This window comes from Cellvibrio sp. OA-2007 (assembly GCF_000953825.1).
Classification (GTDB): domain Bacteria; phylum Pseudomonadota; class Gammaproteobacteria; order Pseudomonadales; family Cellvibrionaceae; genus Cellvibrio.
This window is the reverse complement of record NZ_BBUL01000091.1, coordinates 188,242-206,076: the sequence shown is the minus strand read 5'-3', so window position 1 is coordinate 206,076 and position 17,835 is coordinate 188,242. Positions and strand designations below refer to the sequence as shown.

Sequence of the window (17,835 nt, the reverse complement as noted above, 5' to 3'; positions counted from 1 at the left end):
AGTACATGCTTGACACTAACATTGCCATTTATGTAATCAAACGCCGCCCTGTAGAAATTCTTAATACGTTTAACCACCATGCAGGGCAACTATCGATCAGCTCGATTACGCATGCAGAGCTACTCCACGGTGCCGAAAAAAGTGCAAAACCAGACGAAAACCATAAACATGTAGAAGATTTTATTTCACGCTTACAGGTGCTGGATTACGACCAAAAAGCGGCAGCACAATACGGCGACATACGCGCAAAACTCGAACGCAAAGGCACACCCATTGGGGTTAATGATCTACACATTGCTGGGCACGCGCGCAGCATGGGATTAATACTGGTAACTAACAATTTACGTGAATTTGAGCGAGTTGAAGCCTTACGGTTGGAAAACTGGCTCAACTAAACACCCGCCCCGCCCAAACCCCCAAACCGGCGGCCACACTGCCAAAGTGATCGCCATCGACAATCGCAATCTCATCGCCGAATAATGTGCGAATTACCTTGCGGATCAACGGCGATTTGGCGCTACCACCGGTGATATAAACCATTTGCGGTTGCACACTCGCCTGCCGGGTCGCTTCGCTGATGAGCGTGGCGATTTTTTGCAGAAGCTGTTCGCTTACCTCAGCGTAATCTTCTGCACTGCATTCCGGTGCTAAATTTGGCTCGATAAAATCCAGCGGAAAACCGTGTTGTGGTTCTGCTGAGAGCGCAATTTTGCCCAGCTCAGCTTCACGCACCACCGCAAAATTGTGTTTGTGTTCGCGCATGGCAATAAATCGCTTGAGCAATTCCGGCTCAAAGGTTTCGCGGGTCAATCGCTCCAACAGCAATTTGGTTTTGAGATCATAAAATTCCGTTTGCGCGCCTATATCGTTAATTGCCATCGCATTTACAAATGGCATTAATGGCATAGGCAGACCGGTTTTTAGTGGCGACAACATACCAAAGTGCGGCATCAGAATTTTTTGCGCGAGCTGGATATCAAAATCATTGCCACCAACCCGCTCACCAGTATGACCGAGAAAGTCCTGGCTGCGGTCGAGCTGTTGAATATGGTTTGGCCCCATCAATACCATAGAGCAGTCGGTGGTACCGCCGCCCACATCCACTACCAACACGGTTTTGTTTTCGGTCAGCCGTGTTTCAAAATCAAATCCGGCCGCAAGTGGCTCAAACAAAAATTCTATATCGGTGAAACCAATACGTTTGCCTGCTGCCGCCAAAATCGCTTGCGCCTGCTGGTTGCTCTCTTGTGCATTAATGCCCTGAAAGTTAACCGGGCGGCCAATCACGACTTGAGTAATCACTTGTTGCAAATACTGCTCGGCGCGCTGTTTAACGTTGAGCATCATCGCCGCCACTACATCCTCAAAAAAATCGACCGACTGCTGGCGCAAACCACTCGCACCTAAAAAGGATTTGGGCGATTTAATAAAATAACCTTCGCCCGGCGCACTGATGTAATGCTCTATGGCCTCACTACCAAAAAAAATTCCGTCGCGCACATGATCGAGATCATGCTCCACTTTTCCGGCGCGCGCCTGCCCGAGCAGCGCTGAGCGGCTTTGGGTGTAATGGATTTTTGCCTCGCCATCCTGCACCTGTTGTGCAATCAGCTCCGCGATAAATCCGCGCTCTAATGCATAGAGCGTAGAGGGTACAAAGGTATTATCACCATAGAGTGGAATTAAACTTGCACCGTCTTGATCCATATAAGACATAGCACAGTTAGACGTACCATAATCAAAGCCAACAAACATATTTCGCTTCCAACAACAGCGTTAAAAAAAATTCTCAATTTATTCAGCGGATAAATAACGGCGTTCAAGATGAGCTTTAAAATAACGCGCGTTCAATGGTTCGCCGGTTGCGGCAATCATCAGTTCATCGGTCGATAACAGACTGCCTTTCGACCAGATATTATCTTTCAACCACTGAAACAACTCATTCAAATTACCCGCGGCGATTTTTTCACGCAGCTGCGGAGCTGCGCGCTCCACTGCAGCAAATTCTTGCGCAGCATACATAGCGCCCAGAGTGTAGGAGGGAAAATAACCAAACGAACCGCCTGCCCAATGAATATCCTGCATGCAGCCGTTCCGATAATTGCCTTCGGTAGATAGCCCCAAATAAGCCTGCATTTTTTCGTTCCAGAGCGCGGGAATGTCATCCACCTCGATATCGCCTTCAATCAATGCGCGCTCAATTTCGTAGCGCAAAATCACATGCGCGGGATAAGTCAGTTCATCTGCATCCACACGGATAAAATCCCGTTTCATACGCGTGTTAACGGCGTAGAGATTGGCTTCACTAAACGCGGCATCCTGCTCGCGGCCAAGCAGTTTTGCTGCAATAGGTGCTAACAACCGGGTGAACTCCGGCGAGCGCGCCAATTGCATTTCAAAAAATAAACTTTGCGATTCATGCACACCCATCGAGCGCGCCTCACCTACCGGCAGCCCCGCCCACTGCAACGGAAGATTTTGTTCATAGCGCGCGTGACCGGTTTCATGAATCACACCAAATAGCGCCTTCATAAAATCGCTTTCGTCGTAACGCGTGGTAATGCGCACATCGCTGGGCACACCACCGCAAAACGGATGGGCGCTCACATCCAAACGGCCATGATTAAAATCAAAACCGAGCAATTGCATCGCCGCCAAACCCAATTCTTTTTGCTGCGCGATGGCAAACGGGCCTTCCGGTATGATGAATATTTTTCGCGCTTGAATATCCGCCGCGCGCTGGATAAATTCCGGCAGCCAGGTTTTTACCTCACCAAACAACACATCCAATTTTTCACAGTTCATACCCGGCTCGTAAAGTTCGAGCATCGCGTCGTAGCGGCTCAACGCAGTACCCGCCGCGCGTATCTGCGCTTCTTCTCGGGCTAATTCCACCACCTTGGCAAGATTGGTTTTAAAGCCCTGCCAATCATTATTTTTGCGCTGCTCGCGCCAGGCATGCTCGCAAGTGGAGTTAGCGAGCGATTGTGCCATCACCAGCTCTTCCGGTAACTGATTAGCCTGCTGCCAGCGGCGTTTGATTGCAGCGAGACTCACTTTTTGTTGTGCATCAAGTCTTTCTATTTCTGCCGCTGCAATCCAATCGGCCAGTTGCGGTGCGGTAGTGAGTTGATGAATTAACACCGACAGTTCGGCCATAGCTGCACCCCGTGCATCATTGCCGCCATCGGGCATTACCGCTGCCTGATCCCAGGAGCAGATTGCATCGAGGTGATTGAAGTGGGAAATTTTTAAAAAGCGTTGCTGCAGTTGTTGATATGACATGAATCGGCTCCTATCACTAAATCGGTTGCCACCGCCTAACAACCTGAATCCGTTAAATAATCAGTATTCGTGCAAAAAATTCTAACGCTCGCTCCCGTCGCCCAATTGCCGAACAGCGCCGCCACCACTAAACTCAGCACGCCCAAAAAATATAATTGTAACCCTATAGTTACTGCGGCACCCCAAAATTCAACAATTAATACCCGACAAAGGAAGTTTGACTATGGATCATATTTACCCGGCCAACCCTGCCAACGTTCCCGCCGACCTCACTAAACCCAGCAGCTCCCATAAACGCCAGGCAGCACTCGCCGCATTGGGGTTGTTGGGCTTTATCCTGTTTTATCTCGCTATAACCGGCTGGTTTGCCTGGTCTGCATATCACCTGATTGAGACTCAGATCGCGAGCAATAAACCCAACATTTTTATCTGGGTGCTCGCTCTTAGCTCCGGGTTTTTAGCGATCTTTATGATCAAGGCGCTGCTGTTTGTAAAAAAAGGCAGCATGACAGAAGACTACGAAGTCACCGCTAGCAGCGAGCCGCAACTCATCGCATTTTTGAATCGTCTGGCCGATGAAACCGGTGCGCCGCGTCCGCATCGGGTATTTTTATCACCGCGCGTTAACGCCTGTGTATTTTACGATTTGTCGCTACTCAATTTTATTTTTCCTTCCAGAAAGAATTTGGAAATTGGTTTGCCGCTGGTTAATGCGCTCACCATCAGTGAACTAAAAGCGGTACTCGCGCATGAGTTTGGCCATTTTGCCCAGCGCTCTATGGCATTAGGCAACTGGGTTTATGTTGCACAACAAATTGCTGCGCATATTATTGCGCGCCGCGATGCGCTGGATAAATTTTTGCGTTTTCTGTCCAACATCGATATCCGTATCGCCTGGATTGGCTGGACCTTGCGTTTAATCGTCTGGTCACTGCGCGCCACTATGGAGACATTTTTTAATCTGGTATTGCTCGCGCAGCGCGCCCTGTCACGGGAGATGGAGTTCCAGGCCGATTTGGTCGCCGTGTCTGTAACCGGTAGCGATGCCCTGATTCACGCACTGCATAAATTGCAAGCGGCCGATGAAGCATGGGACAGCGCGCAAGGCTTTCTAAACGATCAGGTGAATCAAGGCGTCGCCAGTAAAGATGTATTTGCGATTCAAACCCGGGTCATGCAGCACACTGCCAAAATCCTCAATGATCCACTGTACGGCAAAGTCGCCAATGTTCCCGGCCAGCAACCCGAGCAACATCGCGTTTTTACCGCCGAGATTGCACAGCCTCCGCGCATGTGGGCGACGCATCCTTACAACCATGAGCGCGAGCAAAACGCTAAAAAGATCTACGTGCCCGGTGTGCTGGATAATCGCAGCAGCTGGATTATTTTTGATGATGCCAACGCACTCAAGGAAAAGTTTACCCAGCGCTTACTCGAACGCTTCAAATTGGAATTCAAACCCGATGACGAAATTTTCGCCGAGCTGGACAAGCGTTACACTCACGAATATTTAAATGGCCGCTATCGCGGTGCCTATCTTGGCCGCTCATTTGTGCGCTCATCACAAAAACATCATCAGCTGTACGATATTAAAATCGATTCGGTGCAAAATGCGCTCAGCGCACTCTATCCGGAAGCACTCATTGCAAAACTGGACAGTCTGCGCATGCTGGAAAAAGAGCGCAATTTATTGATCGCATTGCGCGATGGTTTTTACACACCACCGGATGGCGTGATTCGTTTTCGCGGCAAAGAAGTTAAAAAACGCGAACTGCCCGCACTCATTGAAACACTGACTGATGAATGCTCTGCTGCGCACCAGGAAGTTCTTAAACACGATATGGAATGCCGCACGGCGCACATGTTGGCCGCGCGCAAATTAGGTAAAGGCTGGGATAAATATTTAAACGGTTTGCTGGCACTGCTGCACTATGCCGATCACCAACACGCCAATATTGTTGATAGCCGCGCACTGATGAACAACACCTATGCGGTGGTGACTGCCGACCGCAACGTGAGCAAACGCGAGCTGGATCGTTTGGTCAAAGCCGGGCACGAAGTATTCAGCGCACTGTACGCTGTTTATCAGGGCGCCCAGCAGGTAAACCTGCCGCCCGCAGTGCGCGAAAAATTAGAGATTGAAAATTGGAGCGCTGCACTGGGCGAATTTACGTTTGTACCACCCACCCGCGAAAACATGAGTAGTTGGCTCAACGCCGTCGATAGCTGGATAAATTCAGCGTTGGGTTGGTTGGGTGCACTGCGCCAAATCAGTCTTGCCCATTTACTGCAAACCGAAACGCGCGTAGCCGTGTGGATAAATAAAGGTGAAGCAACAGAAGATGCGCCCGACGCAGCGACAATTCCCACCGAGTATCCAACCCTGACACCCGGCGAAGAGCGCGCGCTGCAAAAACGGCTCGACTTGTGGGACAAATTCCAAACCGCCGACGGCTTTGGTGCAGCAATGTTCCGCTTGTTGATTGCAGGCAGCATTATCAGTGGCGCCTTGTTTATGACCGCAGCACCGCAACTCGGCTTCTTATTTTAAAAAGTTGTATTTTAAAAACGTTTAATCGCTCCATAAAAAATGCCGCAACATGTGCGGCATTTTTTTGTGCAGAACAATAAGTAATTCTTTACTTAACTACCGAACCAAACACTTCAAAATAAGTGGGGAAGGTTTTCGCAGTACATTTCGGATCATTAATCCGCACTGGCACGCCGCCAAAAGTGGCGAGCGAAAAACACATCGCCATGCGGTGATCGTCATAGGTATCAATCGCGGCATTGGGAATTAATTCTTTCACCGGGGTAATACGCAGCCAATCTTCGCCCTCTTCCACTATCGCACCGAGTTTGCGCAACTCAGTCGCCATGGCAGCAATGCGATCGGTTTCTTTTACTCGCCAGCTGGCAATATTGGTCAAGCGTGAAGGGCCATCGCAAAACAGCGCAACAACAGCGAGGGTCATGGCAGCATCGGGAATGTGATTAAAATCGCGATCAAAGGCTTTCAGCGGCAATGATGGCGCCGAGGCTTCAATCCAGTTTTCGCCTTTGGTAATGGTCACACCTATAGCTTCGAGTGCATCGGCAAAGGCCACATCACCTTGAATACTGTTTGCACCTACACCTTGCACCCGCAACGGGCCGCCGCCGAGTGCACCGGCAGCAAGGAAATAAGATGCAGACGACGCATCGCCTTCTACATAGACAGTCGCGGGGCTGGTGTAACCCGTTGCGGCGGGAACGGTAAACAGCTCCCAGCCATCGCGCTGCACAGCCACACCGAATTGCGCCATCAACTTGAGGGTGATTTCAATATAAGGCTTGGAAATTAACTCACTCACCAATTCGATTTGAGTTTCTTTGCCGGTCATGGGCAAGGCCATCAGCAATGCTGTAAGAAATTGGCTGGAGACATCGCCACGAATTTTAATACTGCCGTTTGCGGCGATCTGAGCTGGTTTGATCAACAAAGGCGGAAAACCCTCTTCGCCCAGGTAAGTGATATCCGCGCCGATCTGACGCAGCGCATCGACCAAATCGCCAATCGGGCGCTCATGCATACGCGCAACGCCGTGCAGCTTGTAAGTGCCGCCGCTCAACGCCAGCGCCGCCGTCAGTGGGCGAAATGCGGTACCCGCATTGCCGAGGAATAAATCCGCTTCTTTATTAGCAAAGTTGCCGCCGGTGCCAACTACGCGGTAATCGTTCTCGCCAGTTTTGGTCACGCTCACACCCAAGGCCGCCAAAGCTTCCAGCATACGGTCGGTATCGTCCGACTTCAGCAGATCGCGAATCTCCGTCTCACCTGACGCCAGCGCCGCCAGCAGCAGGGTACGGTTAGAGATACTTTTGGAACCGGGCAATTGCACGGTGCCCTGGGCGCGGGTAATGGGAGCGAGATCAAGAAATTCCATCGTGGACCTATTTATCAAAGAAATTGTACAAAAGAGTGAAGGCCAACGCGGGGGCCAAAAAAGAAAGAGCGCATCATACCCGCATCAGCCCCCTCTCGCATCACCGAACTTTCATCAAACGACAAATTTGGGGTTGACAGCGCGCCCTCCTATCGCCAAAATGCGCGCCTCATTTATGGCTAGATAGCTCAGCTGGTTAGAGCACAGCACTCATAATGCTGGGGTCGGCGGTTCAAGTCCGCCTCTAGCTACCATATATGTAAAGGGTTTGCAGGTTAGCGCTTGCAAACCCTTTTTTTATTGCCATCCATAAAAAATCCATAACCCAAAAACACCTCTTAGCTAGCACGAAGGATCATTGCCACCCATTGCCGTGTGGACAAAACGCGAACGCAATCGTTTTTGGTATCCGAGTAGATCACCCGATCATCGAGAAGGTTGACCAAAGGGAGCTTAATTATTTGTCAATTTATCTCACTCAGCCAACAACACCGGTATCTGCCCAGCAACAACAGCCGGTAGATATCTAATCTCATGATTAACCGTAAAGACCGAAACTGCAGTCAATCGCTTTTCTCGATATCGGGAAAATTCAGCAGCAGAAAAGTTATTGACCGGGGATCACCCAACCTCATAGCAACCATCAAAATATAATTTAAGCATCAAGCGCTCATTCCCCATCGCTACTTCATCAAATACGCAACGCGCGTTTTGTTGATAATCGCGATCAAGCCTTTACTGCACAAATCCTTCACCACCATATCCACCTCATCATCGCTCAAGGTTTTTTGAAACAGCGCATTGATAGTGCTGGAGAGAGTTTTTACAGTGTTGGGCTTGCCTTCCATTTGTGCGAGACGGGCTTTTACCACGCTGGTGCGTTCGGGTAGGGTTTTTAAACTGGATTTTTGCAGGATGGAAATTTCGCCAATACTGCCAGAGCGAGAGGCGAGAATATTGCGCTCGTTCAGGTGCTCAATGAGCGGATCAAAACCGGCATCTTTGGAGACTATGTGGAAGTAGGCCTCCGGCTCAATCGCTGCCCTCTCACCTATGTAGTAGGCGATATGAAAATCGAGTGCATTTTTGCCGCTACCTGAGAGGCTTATGTATTCTACGCGGCTGCCCAAAGGTTGCAGCGAGCGGGCAAGCTGGGTATTTATTTTTGATTGATTGGCGCCAAGAAACAATAAGATATAAAAATTGCCTTTTTCCAATCCGGCGATGGATTCGGGTTGGACGTTTTCGTAGTCGATAAAAATATAATTTTTACGCACAGCGGGTCTCCGTCGTCAGCCATAGTTTTATGTATAGCATTAATCCGGAAAACGGGCGAGCAGGAATAAACAGCTACTGCAAAGACAGCTGCTATTTAGTCGAAGCAGATTTACGCGAGAGGAAAAATACAATCAAACCAATTATCAGCAGCAATACCCCCAGCGGTTGCAAGGCGCTGGAGCTATCGCCCACCAGCAACCAACCGCTGACTACAGGTGGCTTAGTCGGAATCACCGAGGTATTTTCGCCCTCGCATTGTGTATCGGGTGGGCAAGTGATGGCGTGAATATTTGCGACATCCTTGTCGGGATTTCCTCCTTGCGCCTGCATCACATCCTGGTGCGTGTCCGCGTGTTGGATAGCGCCGGAAGCTGCTTGTCCCGCATCCATGGGGATAGCGGCAGCCTTGGCGGCTATTGAAAAAGATAGCAACGCGAGAAAGATAAATGAGTGGTTGAACATTCGCGTAACTCCTTTTTGCCGATGGTATAAACGCCGGACTTGGTCCATTCACACAGGTGACGAGCTTAAAACGTAACGGGGCGCCACAACACACAGTCTCTCCCTAGCTTGCGAACCCTTGGCTCCGCTCGCTGATCCTTGCTAACGCCCTGCTACAGTGGTTAAGTTAAAGGAATTAGATGAGGGAATCTGTGCGCTATTGCAGGGGGGATTTGTGATTTATTCACGGAAAGAGCCAGTACAAATACGCACTGGCATCTCCCATCAATTTTCTCTTTTTACTTTAAACGGAGGGTCAAGTTCGCGCCCATTTACAATAATTGAATAGTCAAACCTGACATAATTATTCTCCCTTAACTCTCTCTCAAACTCAGGCCGATCAAAAATATCCTTAGGCACCAAAATAGTTACTACTCCATTTTGAGACTCATATTTAAGCTTTCGAGTAGGCGTTTTTTTACCTTTGAATACGATTTGAAACTTATCAGGCCCCGCAAAAATGGCTCTCTGGCCAGGAAGCAAAACAACCTCTTTAACTGTCTCAAGTGGAATTCCTTTTTTATCAACACCAATCCCAACAATGGCAGTATTTGTTCCTGGTAACGCATAACTACTAGGAAGATTCCTAGTCGAAGTATTTGCCACATATTCACTACCTTTTTTGTCGGCAGCAACGCATCCAGTGGAACCTATAACCAACAAAACAACAGCAATAATTTTTCTCATACAACCAATCTCCTAGGGTTAAAAATCATTATTCAAAAAATAACTCTTTATACTTCTCTTCCCTCAAAACAGAAAAATCCGGGTCAGCCAAAAGAAATTTGGCAGAATATTCACTATTCAGTAAAGTTCGTGCATATCTAAAAATTTTCTCATCATTTTTTTCAGCCACAGCAATACGTAAATTTGAATAAAGTGAATCTGTACTAATTGAGTCCAGCTGATCAGACTTTAGCATCATACTTTTCGCCATCTCAATATTGCCAAAATAAGCATATGACCGTGCTAGCGCCTGATAAGGAAGTGCTACCCGTCGATTGACACTTATCTCCCTTGCAGCCAAGTCAATAACTCTACCAAATATTTCATCGGATTTTTTTTTATAGCCCGGAATAAATTTGTAAGCATCAGCCAAATAAGACATTAGTTGATAATTTTCAGGATCTAATTCTAATGCCTTCTCATAGGCTGCCGCAGCTTTTTTTAATTCTCCACTTGAATAATACATACTTCCTATATTAGTAAAAACACCTATATCTGGCTCGATATCAGAAGCCAACTCAAACATTCTTGCCGCCGCTTCATAATCAGCCAGATAAGAGTAACCAACTGCCATATTATTTATGGCGCTAATATTTTCTGGGAGAAACTTTAAGACTTTTTTGTAATTAGCTATCGCTTCTTCATGCCTACCTATTCGCGTCAAAAAATAGCCGTAACCAAAATATCCCCTCCAGTTATCAGGTGATCTACCCAAGAGTTCAAGATATATTTTTTCTGCAATTCTTTCTTTTCCCATCATTGCATATACAGATGCAAGATTTATTTTTAGTAAATCGTCACTTGCATCTATATTGCTTGCCTTCTCCAAAAACTCAATAGCCTTTTCATAACGACCGGTATCACGATATATCACACTTATTGCGATATAAGATCTTGAAAGCTTGTTATCAACTGACAAAGACCTCGAACAATAATCCTCTGCACGAGTCAACCATTTAGCGGAATTTGTAATTTCATATTTCTTCCAATAAGCCTCACAAATACCTGTATTTGCAAGAGGGAAATTAGCATCATGCACAAGCGCTGTACTGAAATTCTTAATTGCTCCATCCGCATTCTCATGCGACGCTGGCTTTTCAAGAAAATCCAGCCCCCTCAAATAATAATCATAAGCCGTCACATCTCCCGTCAAGCGCAGCGGCGCAGGCCTAAAATTCTGCAAATCAAATTCTTCCGCTAGGTACCGCGCAATTTCCCCCACCAAACGGTCTTGCAGAATAAAAATATCTTGATAGGTTCCATCCAATTTTCCACCGGCGATTTGCACATTATCTTTACGGCGAAATAAGCGGTAGGAGATGCGCAGATTATCGCCCAGGCGCTGCACACTGCCCTCCAAACGGATAGGTGCGTGGATGCCTTCTTTTGCATCGACTATATATACATCGCGCATGTCTGCTAATTGCGAGCGCACAGCGGCGGTGATACCGGCGGAGAAATAGTCGGCGTCGGCTTTTTCATTCATCAGGTTTTGGAAATCGGCGATTTCCACGTAATTCGCCGCATAACCCGGCACTAACCAGCGGGGGATAAAATAAAAACCGGCAACGATAAGCGCGAACAAACAAGCGGTTAATGGGTAGCGATAAGCGTGTATTTTTTTATTTAGACCGCGCAGAAAATAATAAAGGTGATCGCGCCAGCCGATGCCGGACGGTTTAATTAAATAGACGCGAATTTTTTGTTCGATATTTTTTAAGGCCTGTACACCCAAGCGCTTGGCGGGGGACGACAGGGAAAAACGGACGTCGTCGTACACGGTTTGCGACAGACAAATACCATCGGCTACGGCGAGCGGTTCAAGGCGCGCAGCGATATTAACGCTATCACCAAAGACTGCACCATCGCGCAGCATCACTTCGCCTTTGTGCAAACCGATGCGCGTTTGCAGCGGCGGTAATTTTTTATCGCGCACTTCATTAAAGGCTTGCAGATGTTGCTGGATGGCGATGGCGGCAGCGGTTGCGCTCGCGGCGAAATCAAAGCGCGCGAAAATTGCATCGCCAATAAATTCAACTAACTGGCCGCCTTGTTGCTCAATATGCGAAAGCAAAATTTGGCGATAGTCGCCCAACATTTCAATCGCCATAGCCTCATTGCGCCCCATAAGGCGTGAGTAGCCGACTATGTCGGTGAACATAAGTGTCTGTTCACAATGTTGATTGTGTTCGGCGACCATAAGCAGTCGGCTCTCCGTGCGATAGCGATAGATGGTGAAATCAGAAATGATGATCCTTGCCACAAACACCAGGCAGAAGTACCAAGGGCGAATTATTGTGCGTTTTGCCACAAATTAACAACCTATCAATGGTCGTAAGTTCACAGCGTGAGAAGATTCGCAGGTTTTTGCTGATTTCGATGCCAATATTAGCCCTGTCACACCTCAGGGGTTATGATGACAGCCACGCCAATTACCCAACAAGAAGCCAATGCCATGTTAGAGAACGTTCGCCTCTTCGCCGATGTGCCCGCTGAATACCGTGCGCAATTGGAAAAGCTCAGCATTCCGCGCCGCTTTCCTAAAAATACTGTGTTGGTTACCGAGGGCGATGAATCCACTTACCTTTACATTATTCGCAAAGGAACCGCGAGCGCATTTTTAACCAATGAAGATGGCCGCCAAGTGAATTTAAATTACATGCAAGAAGGCGAATATTTTGGTGAGCTTTCATTGCTGGATGGTCAACCGCGCTCGGCATCGGTAATGACCGTAACCGATTGTGAAATGATTTTAGTTCCACGCGCCGGTGTGCTTGAACTGTTAAATAAATACCCGGAATTTGCGATGGTGTTGATTACCGAACTCACCCGCCGCGTGCGCGATTTAACCGATAGTGTAAAAGATATGGCACTGTTAGATGTGTATGGGCGGGTGAGCAATGCACTGGAAAAATTAGCGGATCAGGATAAACGTATTCACAACCCGAAAGTAACTCATCAAGATATTGCCAACATGGTCGGCTCATCGCGCGAGATGGTAAGCCGGATCATGAAACAATTGTTGATTGGCGAATATATCGAACAATGCTCCGGCTATATTGAAATCAAAAAACAATTACCACGTTATTGGTAAATTTCAATTATCTGCCGTCACTCCTTTTATTTCCTCTTCGTCACTCCCGCTTGCGGGAGTCCAGCTTTTGATTGAACAACTTATGGATCCCCGCTACGCGAGGATGACGAACTTAGCTAAATGCCCCTACCTGCACCAACCAGGCTTTTAATTGCTGCAACGACATAGCACCCGAAACTCGCTCAACCTCTTTGCCACCTTTAAATAAAATCAGTGTGGGAATACTGCGAATTCCCCAACTTTGCGCTACGGATGGAACAGCTTCAGTATTTAATTTGGCGCAGCGCAAATAGGGTTCAGATTGCGCCGCCAACTGCTCAAACACCGGCGCAAAACTTTGGCAGGGTCCACACCAAGGCGCCCAGCAATCGACTAACACGGGAATATCATTTTTCTCGATAGTGTTGGCGACATTGCCTGGGTTTAACTCCAGCGGCTGGCCTATAAATAGCGACTGTTTGCATTTACCGCAATTAGGATGATCGGTTAAGCGCTCGGCGGGTAAACGATTAGTCGCAAAACAGTGTGGGCAATTGATTTGAGTGGCACTCATAGTTATTCCAATTTGCAAAAAAAGAGGTTTTTACTATGGGTGCCCGCTGCTAATTTTCAAGCTGAGTGAGCGACATTATGGCGAGTTGCGGACGCGTCAAAAGTCGTATGCTAGCTCCACATACCCCAAACGGTTTTGCGCTAATTGACCAAAAAAACTTGCCGTTGCGCCGTGATAATCCTCTAGCCCAATGCGAATGTGCAAGGCATCGCGCGGCATGTAATCGACATGCGCGCGCCTTAGCCCCCCCTCCCCATCAGCCAACGCAACTCCGGATGTTTCCATCTGCACAGTGTCATTGAAGGCCGATTTGGCAATGCGCCATGTGATGCCAGTTTGGGTGGCACGGGTTTGATTGGCCGTTGCCAGTTGCCGCTGGGCGACCTGCTGCAGGATGCCCGAAGGTAAATAATCTTCTGGCGCGGCAAAATCAAACACTCGCTTCACACTCAATTGCAGGCCGACCACCCAATTGTTGCGCAGATTGAATTCTGGCCCGCCGACAAACCAGAGCTGATCTTTTTTGTGGAAAAAATCCGCTGTGCCGCTGGAATCGGTTTGACTCCAGGCGATTTCCGCCCGCCACACCCGATTGCCCTCGGCAACACTTAGATCGCCCCCCAGCACTGTGAGCCGCTGGTTGTGCAGAATAATGTCCAGCCCTTCTGCCCCCACCTTTCCCACCCGTAAATCCGGCATAAGATCGTAGCCATCGAACCAGCTCAGCGACATATCCGCGCTGGCGCCAAGGTAGTCCCATTGCAGTGCGTATTGGGGTTTGTCAGGTGCCTCGGCGATGCGGTAATCAACACCGGGCATTTGTTCCACTGGAATGCGATGGCTCGCCGCGGCAGGAAACCAAAGCAGGCTCAGGGTTGAGTTTTCCAACTGGTATTGGCCGTTAACCGCCACAATCCCCTCGCGCAGGTCGCTGTCTTTCGGGGCCAGCTGGGTGAAATCCTTGGGGCTGAGATTATCAGTAGGATTAAGGCCGTCAGCGCGCCCCCAAGCCAGTAACTGCTTGCCAATGTTGAGCTGCCAATTTGCTCCGTCAAAGCGCCAATAAAATTCGCGCACCTGGCTGTGTTGCTGATGATTGTCAGTGTCGGATTGCAGCCAAGCTTCAGCGACAAGCTGACCTGCCGTTTCCGTGCTCAAGCGCGCCTTGCCCCACACACTCGCGAGGCCGATATCAGCCTCCTGTGTGAGGCTTCTATCGCCAGTCCAATAGCTGGTTTTAACAGTGCCACTCGCATCCAAGGCCGGATTTGCCTGGGCATGGGTGGTGAGTAGCAAAGCAATTGCGAGACAGGAATAAAGCGTTTTCATTGGTTGAGCGCTTGCGGTTTAAAGAGTGCCAGACTGACGCCGCTCTCTGCGGTAAAGTCATCGAACTGGATTTGGGTTTTGTGGCCGGTTTGCACATTCTCGGCCGAGGTCAGCATCGCCTGAAAACGCCCCTGACTGCCAAACGGGCGCACATCGCTGCTGTACACATGCTTGAGCTCGCGGTTGCTGGTATCCCAAAAATCGGTGCGCAATGCAACAAAGTGGGTTTTGGCAATCCAACTTTTGCGCTTGCTGTAACCGGTCTGCTGTTTAACCGCAGCAGACGCGGGCAGCGACTCAATCACATAACAATCGACTCCATTGATTTGCTCGCTGCCCATCAGTGTGTGCTGCCAGTCCGCTGGTTTATGGCCAACTATATCGCCGTAACTGAAATCAGTGCCGACAAAACTGTCACGCTTATTGGAGGCCGATAAGCGGCGCACTTTACCCAATGCCGGCAAGTACACCCAGAGACTGTCATCGCCGCTGCTATTTTCAATCAATAACGTGGATGTGCCTTTGATATCGGCAGGCGATAGAAAACGCACCAAGCGCATGTTGTCATCGCCACCTTCCACCAAACGGGTAAACCCTTGGGTTTTGCGCACGCGGCTTACGCCGCGATTATTAGTGAGCGTGAAGGTTGCGCTGCCTTGTGAATCTTTTAATTTCACTGCGCTGTAACTTTTTTGCATGATTTCTGTGGCGTTAACTTCATCGGCCTTAGCGCTAGCGATGCCACCAACCAAGGTGACCAGTGCCGCCCCCAGTGCAAACAAGGTGATCATTTTCAGCGGTGAAGTGCGGCGCGCATTAAAAATAAAACCGGGGCGCCAACTTAATACCAAGGCTGGAATCAGGGTGATTGCGGCCAATACGCTGACCAACATGGCGATTACAATAAACATGCTCAACCACAGATGGACGTTGTAGCCAATCGACAATGACAAGACTGCGTAACCGCCCGCAACCGCCGTGGCAACAAATAACGCGGCTTTACCAGCACTGCCTTGGGTATTGATAACGGCGGCGTTACCTTCAATACCTTTGCCAACTTCTTCCCGCATACGATAAAGCCAATAAATAGCGTAATCCGCACCTATACCAACCGCCATAGCAGAGATTAATGAGTTGGGAATATTCAGGGGAATACCGGCCACCCCCATCACCCCAAAGACCACAACCACGGCCAAGGCCAATGGCACCAGAACAATAACGCCTGCAGTCAACGAGCGGAACGCGATGGCGGAGATAACAAAAATAGCCAGAGCAATTTGCATAATGTTGCGCAGTTTGCCCTCTACCATGGTATCGGTGAGTGCGATGGTTTGTGCTACATCGCCACCAAAACGAATAGTCGCGGTATCACCAAAGGTTTTGCGCGTTTCTGCTTCCAATTTTGCGACCAATGTTTTGATATAGGCATTGCTACCGGTTTTGAGTAACAGTGTAATTTTTGCATTCTGGTATTGGTAATCGACAAACGAGTCAAAATCGCCCGGCTCGCCCGACATGGAATACAACAGCAAATATTGCGCAATTAAATTACCGTCGGTAGGTACTGATTGTGCGTCACCTGCTTCTGCATTCATTGCTTGATGCATACGCTTGATGTAATCCACCAGTGATAGGGTTTTGCCAACATGGGGTTGCGCTTCGGCAAAACGCTGGATGTGCTCAATACCCGCGAGCAATTGCGGATCTTTTATCGCATCTGCCGCCTTCCCTTCCACCATGATGTACAAACTGTTGGTGCCGCCCAATTGCTGATTGAGAAAACTGTCATCCTGTTGGATTGGCAGACCCTCGGCAAAAAAGTTTTTGGTGGCGTTATCGATATTGATACGGCTCATGCCCCAGGCCGATACCAATACCAATAATGCCGTGATTGCATACAATCCACGGCGCTTGTTGTAACAGGCTAACTGCGCGCCCAACCAACGCGGGAAACGCCCCCAAAAACGCTCGCGCAATTCGTTGTTGATATCCTTCTCGCTGGGTGCCGGCAACAGCGAACGCACGGCGGGAATAAACGTCATCTCCAGCACCAACGCACTCAGAATGCCCATACCGGTAAATAAACCAAACGCGCGAATCGTGGCTATATCAAAAACCATCAGCGAGAAAAATCCGAGTGCGGCAACCGAGCCTGCAATCAGCATGACGGGGCCGACACCCGCGATAGATAAAATAACGGCTTCATAGTTAGCGGCCTTAGCATCCATCTGCGGCGATTCGCTGCGCAGGCGCGCATATTCTTCGTAGTAGCGTTTGAGCAATTGCACCGCATGCCCCGCCGCCACCGCCAAAATTAAAATCGGTGTGGGCGAATTAAAAATATCCATCGGGCGCTTGAGCAAACCCATCAACCCCATGCCCCAAGCCACCGCCATCAGCGCGGTTACCAGTGGCAAAATCAAACCCTGCTTGGTGCGGAAGGCTTCAAAATGCAACAGCCCGATAATCAGGATGGCCAGCGGGAATAACAGATTAATACGCTGTGCAAACACCTCGGTTTTATCGAGATAAACCGGGTTGCCACCCAGCGTGATGGCGATACCTTCGCGGCGCTCTGCATCGATAATGGCGTGAACCGGTTCAAGCATTTTTTGGAAACCATCTGAGCGCTCTTTCAATTCCACCAAAATGGCAGCGGTGCGCATATCGGCAGAAACAATCGTGTTCAGATATAACGGGTTTTCCGCCAATGCGGCTTTAAGCTGTGCCATTGCCGCGGCGTCCAACGCGCCTGAAGCCAACAATGGTTTGGCTTCAAAGCCGTCTTCGGTCGCGTGAATACCTTTGGCTTGACGGGCGGCCAGGCTGAGCAGTGTGGTTTGCACCACGCCATCCGTTGCCTCCAATTTGCGGGTGATGCGTTCAACTGCACCCAATACGGCAGGTTGAAAAATATCGCCCTGCTCGGCAGTAATGCCAATCAGCATCAAGTATTTGGATCCAAAAACAGCTTCTACTTTATTGGTGGCTTTAATCAGTGGGTGCCCCTGAGGCGCCAGCTCGGCAGGGTCAATCACAATTTTTACCGTAGAGGCGAACGACGCCAAAACGGCAGTAATCAGCAAGGTGATAGCAATCACCCAGCGGCGGTAGGCGAGCAGTGTACGGGCGTAACGGTTCAT

Annotated in this window: 13 protein-coding genes and 1 tRNA gene; 4 read left to right on the top strand and 10 right to left on the bottom strand. The window is 49.1% G+C overall.

What is annotated here, in order from left to right; translation table 11 throughout:
• Positions 1-5 precede the first annotated feature (5 nt).
• Entirely contained in the window at positions 6-395 is a 390-nt protein-coding gene (locus AWU77_RS12565; protein WP_304413302.1) for a type II toxin-antitoxin system VapC family toxin, read from the top strand.
• Here AWU77_RS12565 and yegD read toward each other — a convergent pair.
• Both yegD and AWU77_RS12555 read right to left on the bottom strand, forming a co-directional pair.
• Complete coding sequence (gene yegD / locus AWU77_RS12560; RefSeq protein WP_062063903.1) at positions 388-1,755, bottom strand: molecular chaperone; 1,368 nt, start codon at positions 1,753-1,755, stop codon at positions 388-390. The genes AWU77_RS12565 and yegD overlap by 8 nt on opposite strands.
• Before the next feature lie 39 nt (positions 1,756-1,794).
• Complete coding sequence (locus AWU77_RS12555) at positions 1,795-3,285, bottom strand: carboxypeptidase M32 (RefSeq protein WP_062063901.1); 1,491 nt, start codon at positions 3,283-3,285, stop codon at positions 1,795-1,797.
• A gap of 223 nt (positions 3,286-3,508) precedes the next feature.
• On the opposite strand from AWU77_RS12555, the gene AWU77_RS12550 reads away from it, so the two are divergent.
• Positions 3,509-5,836: a M48 family metallopeptidase gene (locus AWU77_RS12550; protein WP_062063898.1), complete on the top strand. Its 2,328-nt coding sequence runs from the start codon at positions 3,509-3,511 to the stop codon at positions 5,834-5,836.
• 88 nt (positions 5,837-5,924) lie between these two features.
• On the opposite strand, the gene aroA is transcribed toward AWU77_RS12550, so the two are convergent.
• Positions 5,925-7,211 (bottom strand): 3-phosphoshikimate 1-carboxyvinyltransferase, encoded by a 1,287-nt coding sequence (aroA, locus tag AWU77_RS12545; RefSeq protein WP_062063896.1) that lies wholly within the window; start codon positions 7,209-7,211, stop codon positions 5,925-5,927.
• A 177-nt stretch (positions 7,212-7,388) separates the two neighbouring features.
• On the opposite strand from aroA, the gene AWU77_RS12540 reads away from it, so the two are divergent.
• Positions 7,389-7,465: transfer RNA gene (locus AWU77_RS12540), tRNA-Met, on the top strand.
• 429 nt (positions 7,466-7,894) lie between these two features.
• Here AWU77_RS12540 and AWU77_RS12535 read toward each other — a convergent pair.
• The 4 genes from AWU77_RS12535 to AWU77_RS12520 form a co-directional block, all read right to left on the bottom strand.
• Positions 7,895-8,488 carry a PIN domain-containing protein gene (locus tag AWU77_RS12535; RefSeq protein WP_062063893.1) on the bottom strand — a complete coding sequence of 198 codons (594 nt, stop codon included), beginning with the start codon at positions 8,486-8,488 and terminating at the stop codon, positions 7,895-7,897.
• A 91-nt stretch (positions 8,489-8,579) separates the two neighbouring features.
• A complete protein-coding gene (locus tag AWU77_RS12530; RefSeq protein WP_062063892.1) occupies positions 8,580-8,951 on the bottom strand; it encodes a hypothetical protein in 372 nt (123 codons plus the stop codon).
• 264 nt (positions 8,952-9,215) lie between these two features.
• Positions 9,216-9,677: a hypothetical protein gene (locus AWU77_RS12525; RefSeq protein WP_238582418.1), complete on the bottom strand. Its 462-nt coding sequence runs from the start codon at positions 9,675-9,677 to the stop codon at positions 9,216-9,218.
• 28 nt (positions 9,678-9,705) lie between these two features.
• A complete protein-coding gene (locus AWU77_RS12520; protein ID WP_062063890.1) occupies positions 9,706-11,916 on the bottom strand; it encodes a tetratricopeptide repeat protein in 2,211 nt (736 codons plus the stop codon).
• Positions 11,917-12,132: 216 nt separating this feature from the next.
• Between AWU77_RS12520 and AWU77_RS12515 the strand changes: the two genes are divergently transcribed.
• On the top strand, positions 12,133-12,810 hold the full coding sequence (locus AWU77_RS12515) for a Crp/Fnr family transcriptional regulator (protein WP_238582415.1): 678 nt from the start codon (positions 12,133-12,135) through the stop codon (positions 12,808-12,810).
• A gap of 112 nt (positions 12,811-12,922) precedes the next feature.
• Here the strand turns inward: AWU77_RS12515 and trxC are convergent, their stop codons facing one another.
• From trxC to AWU77_RS12500, 3 genes are all read right to left on the bottom strand, one after another.
• Positions 12,923-13,363, bottom strand: a complete 441-nt coding sequence (gene trxC / locus AWU77_RS12510) for a thioredoxin TrxC (RefSeq protein WP_062063887.1) — start codon at positions 13,361-13,363, stop codon at positions 12,923-12,925.
• A gap of 96 nt (positions 13,364-13,459) precedes the next feature.
• Positions 13,460-14,692, bottom strand: a complete 1,233-nt coding sequence (locus AWU77_RS12505; protein ID WP_062063884.1) for a hypothetical protein — start codon at positions 14,690-14,692, stop codon at positions 13,460-13,462.
• Positions 14,689-17,835: an outer membrane lipoprotein-sorting protein gene (locus tag AWU77_RS12500; protein WP_202966652.1), complete on the bottom strand. Its 3,147-nt coding sequence runs from the start codon at positions 17,833-17,835 to the stop codon at positions 14,689-14,691. Before AWU77_RS12500 ends, AWU77_RS12505 begins: the two co-directional genes overlap by 4 nt.

What these genes read in the sequence shown, in the direction of transcription:
- AWU77_RS12555 (WP_062063901.1), bottom strand. Translation starts at nt 3,285, where the DNA reads ATGTCATATCAACAACTGCAGCAACGCTTTTTAAAAATTTCCCACTTC.
- AWU77_RS12530 (WP_062063892.1), bottom strand. Translation starts at nt 8,951, where the DNA reads ATGTTCAACCACTCATTTATCTTTCTCGCGTTGCTATCTTTTTCAATA.
- AWU77_RS12550 (WP_062063898.1), top strand. Translation starts at nt 3,509, where the DNA reads ATGGATCATATTTACCCGGCCAACCCTGCCAACGTTCCCGCCGACCTC.
- AWU77_RS12505 (WP_062063884.1), bottom strand. Translation starts at nt 14,692, where the DNA reads ATGAAAACGCTTTATTCCTGTCTCGCAATTGCTTTGCTACTCACCACC.
- aroA (WP_062063896.1), bottom strand. Translation starts at nt 7,211, where the DNA reads ATGGAATTTCTTGATCTCGCTCCCATTACCCGCGCCCAGGGCACCGTG.
- trxC (WP_062063887.1), bottom strand. Translation starts at nt 13,363, where the DNA reads ATGAGTGCCACTCAAATCAATTGCCCACACTGTTTTGCGACTAATCGT.
- AWU77_RS12500 (WP_202966652.1), bottom strand. Translation starts at nt 17,835, where the DNA reads ATGAACCGTTACGCCCGTACACTGCTCGCCTACCGCCGCTGGGTGATT.
- yegD (WP_062063903.1), bottom strand. Translation starts at nt 1,755, where the DNA reads ATGTTTGTTGGCTTTGATTATGGTACGTCTAACTGTGCTATGTCTTAT.
- AWU77_RS12520 (WP_062063890.1), bottom strand. Translation starts at nt 11,916, where the DNA reads ATGGTCGCCGAACACAATCAACATTGTGAACAGACACTTATGTTCACC.
- AWU77_RS12565 (WP_304413302.1), top strand. Translation starts at nt 6, where the DNA reads ATGCTTGACACTAACATTGCCATTTATGTAATCAAACGCCGCCCTGTA.
- AWU77_RS12525 (WP_238582418.1), bottom strand. Translation starts at nt 9,677, where the DNA reads ATGAGAAAAATTATTGCTGTTGTTTTGTTGGTTATAGGTTCCACTGGA.
- AWU77_RS12515 (WP_238582415.1), top strand. Translation starts at nt 12,133, where the DNA reads ATGACAGCCACGCCAATTACCCAACAAGAAGCCAATGCCATGTTAGAG.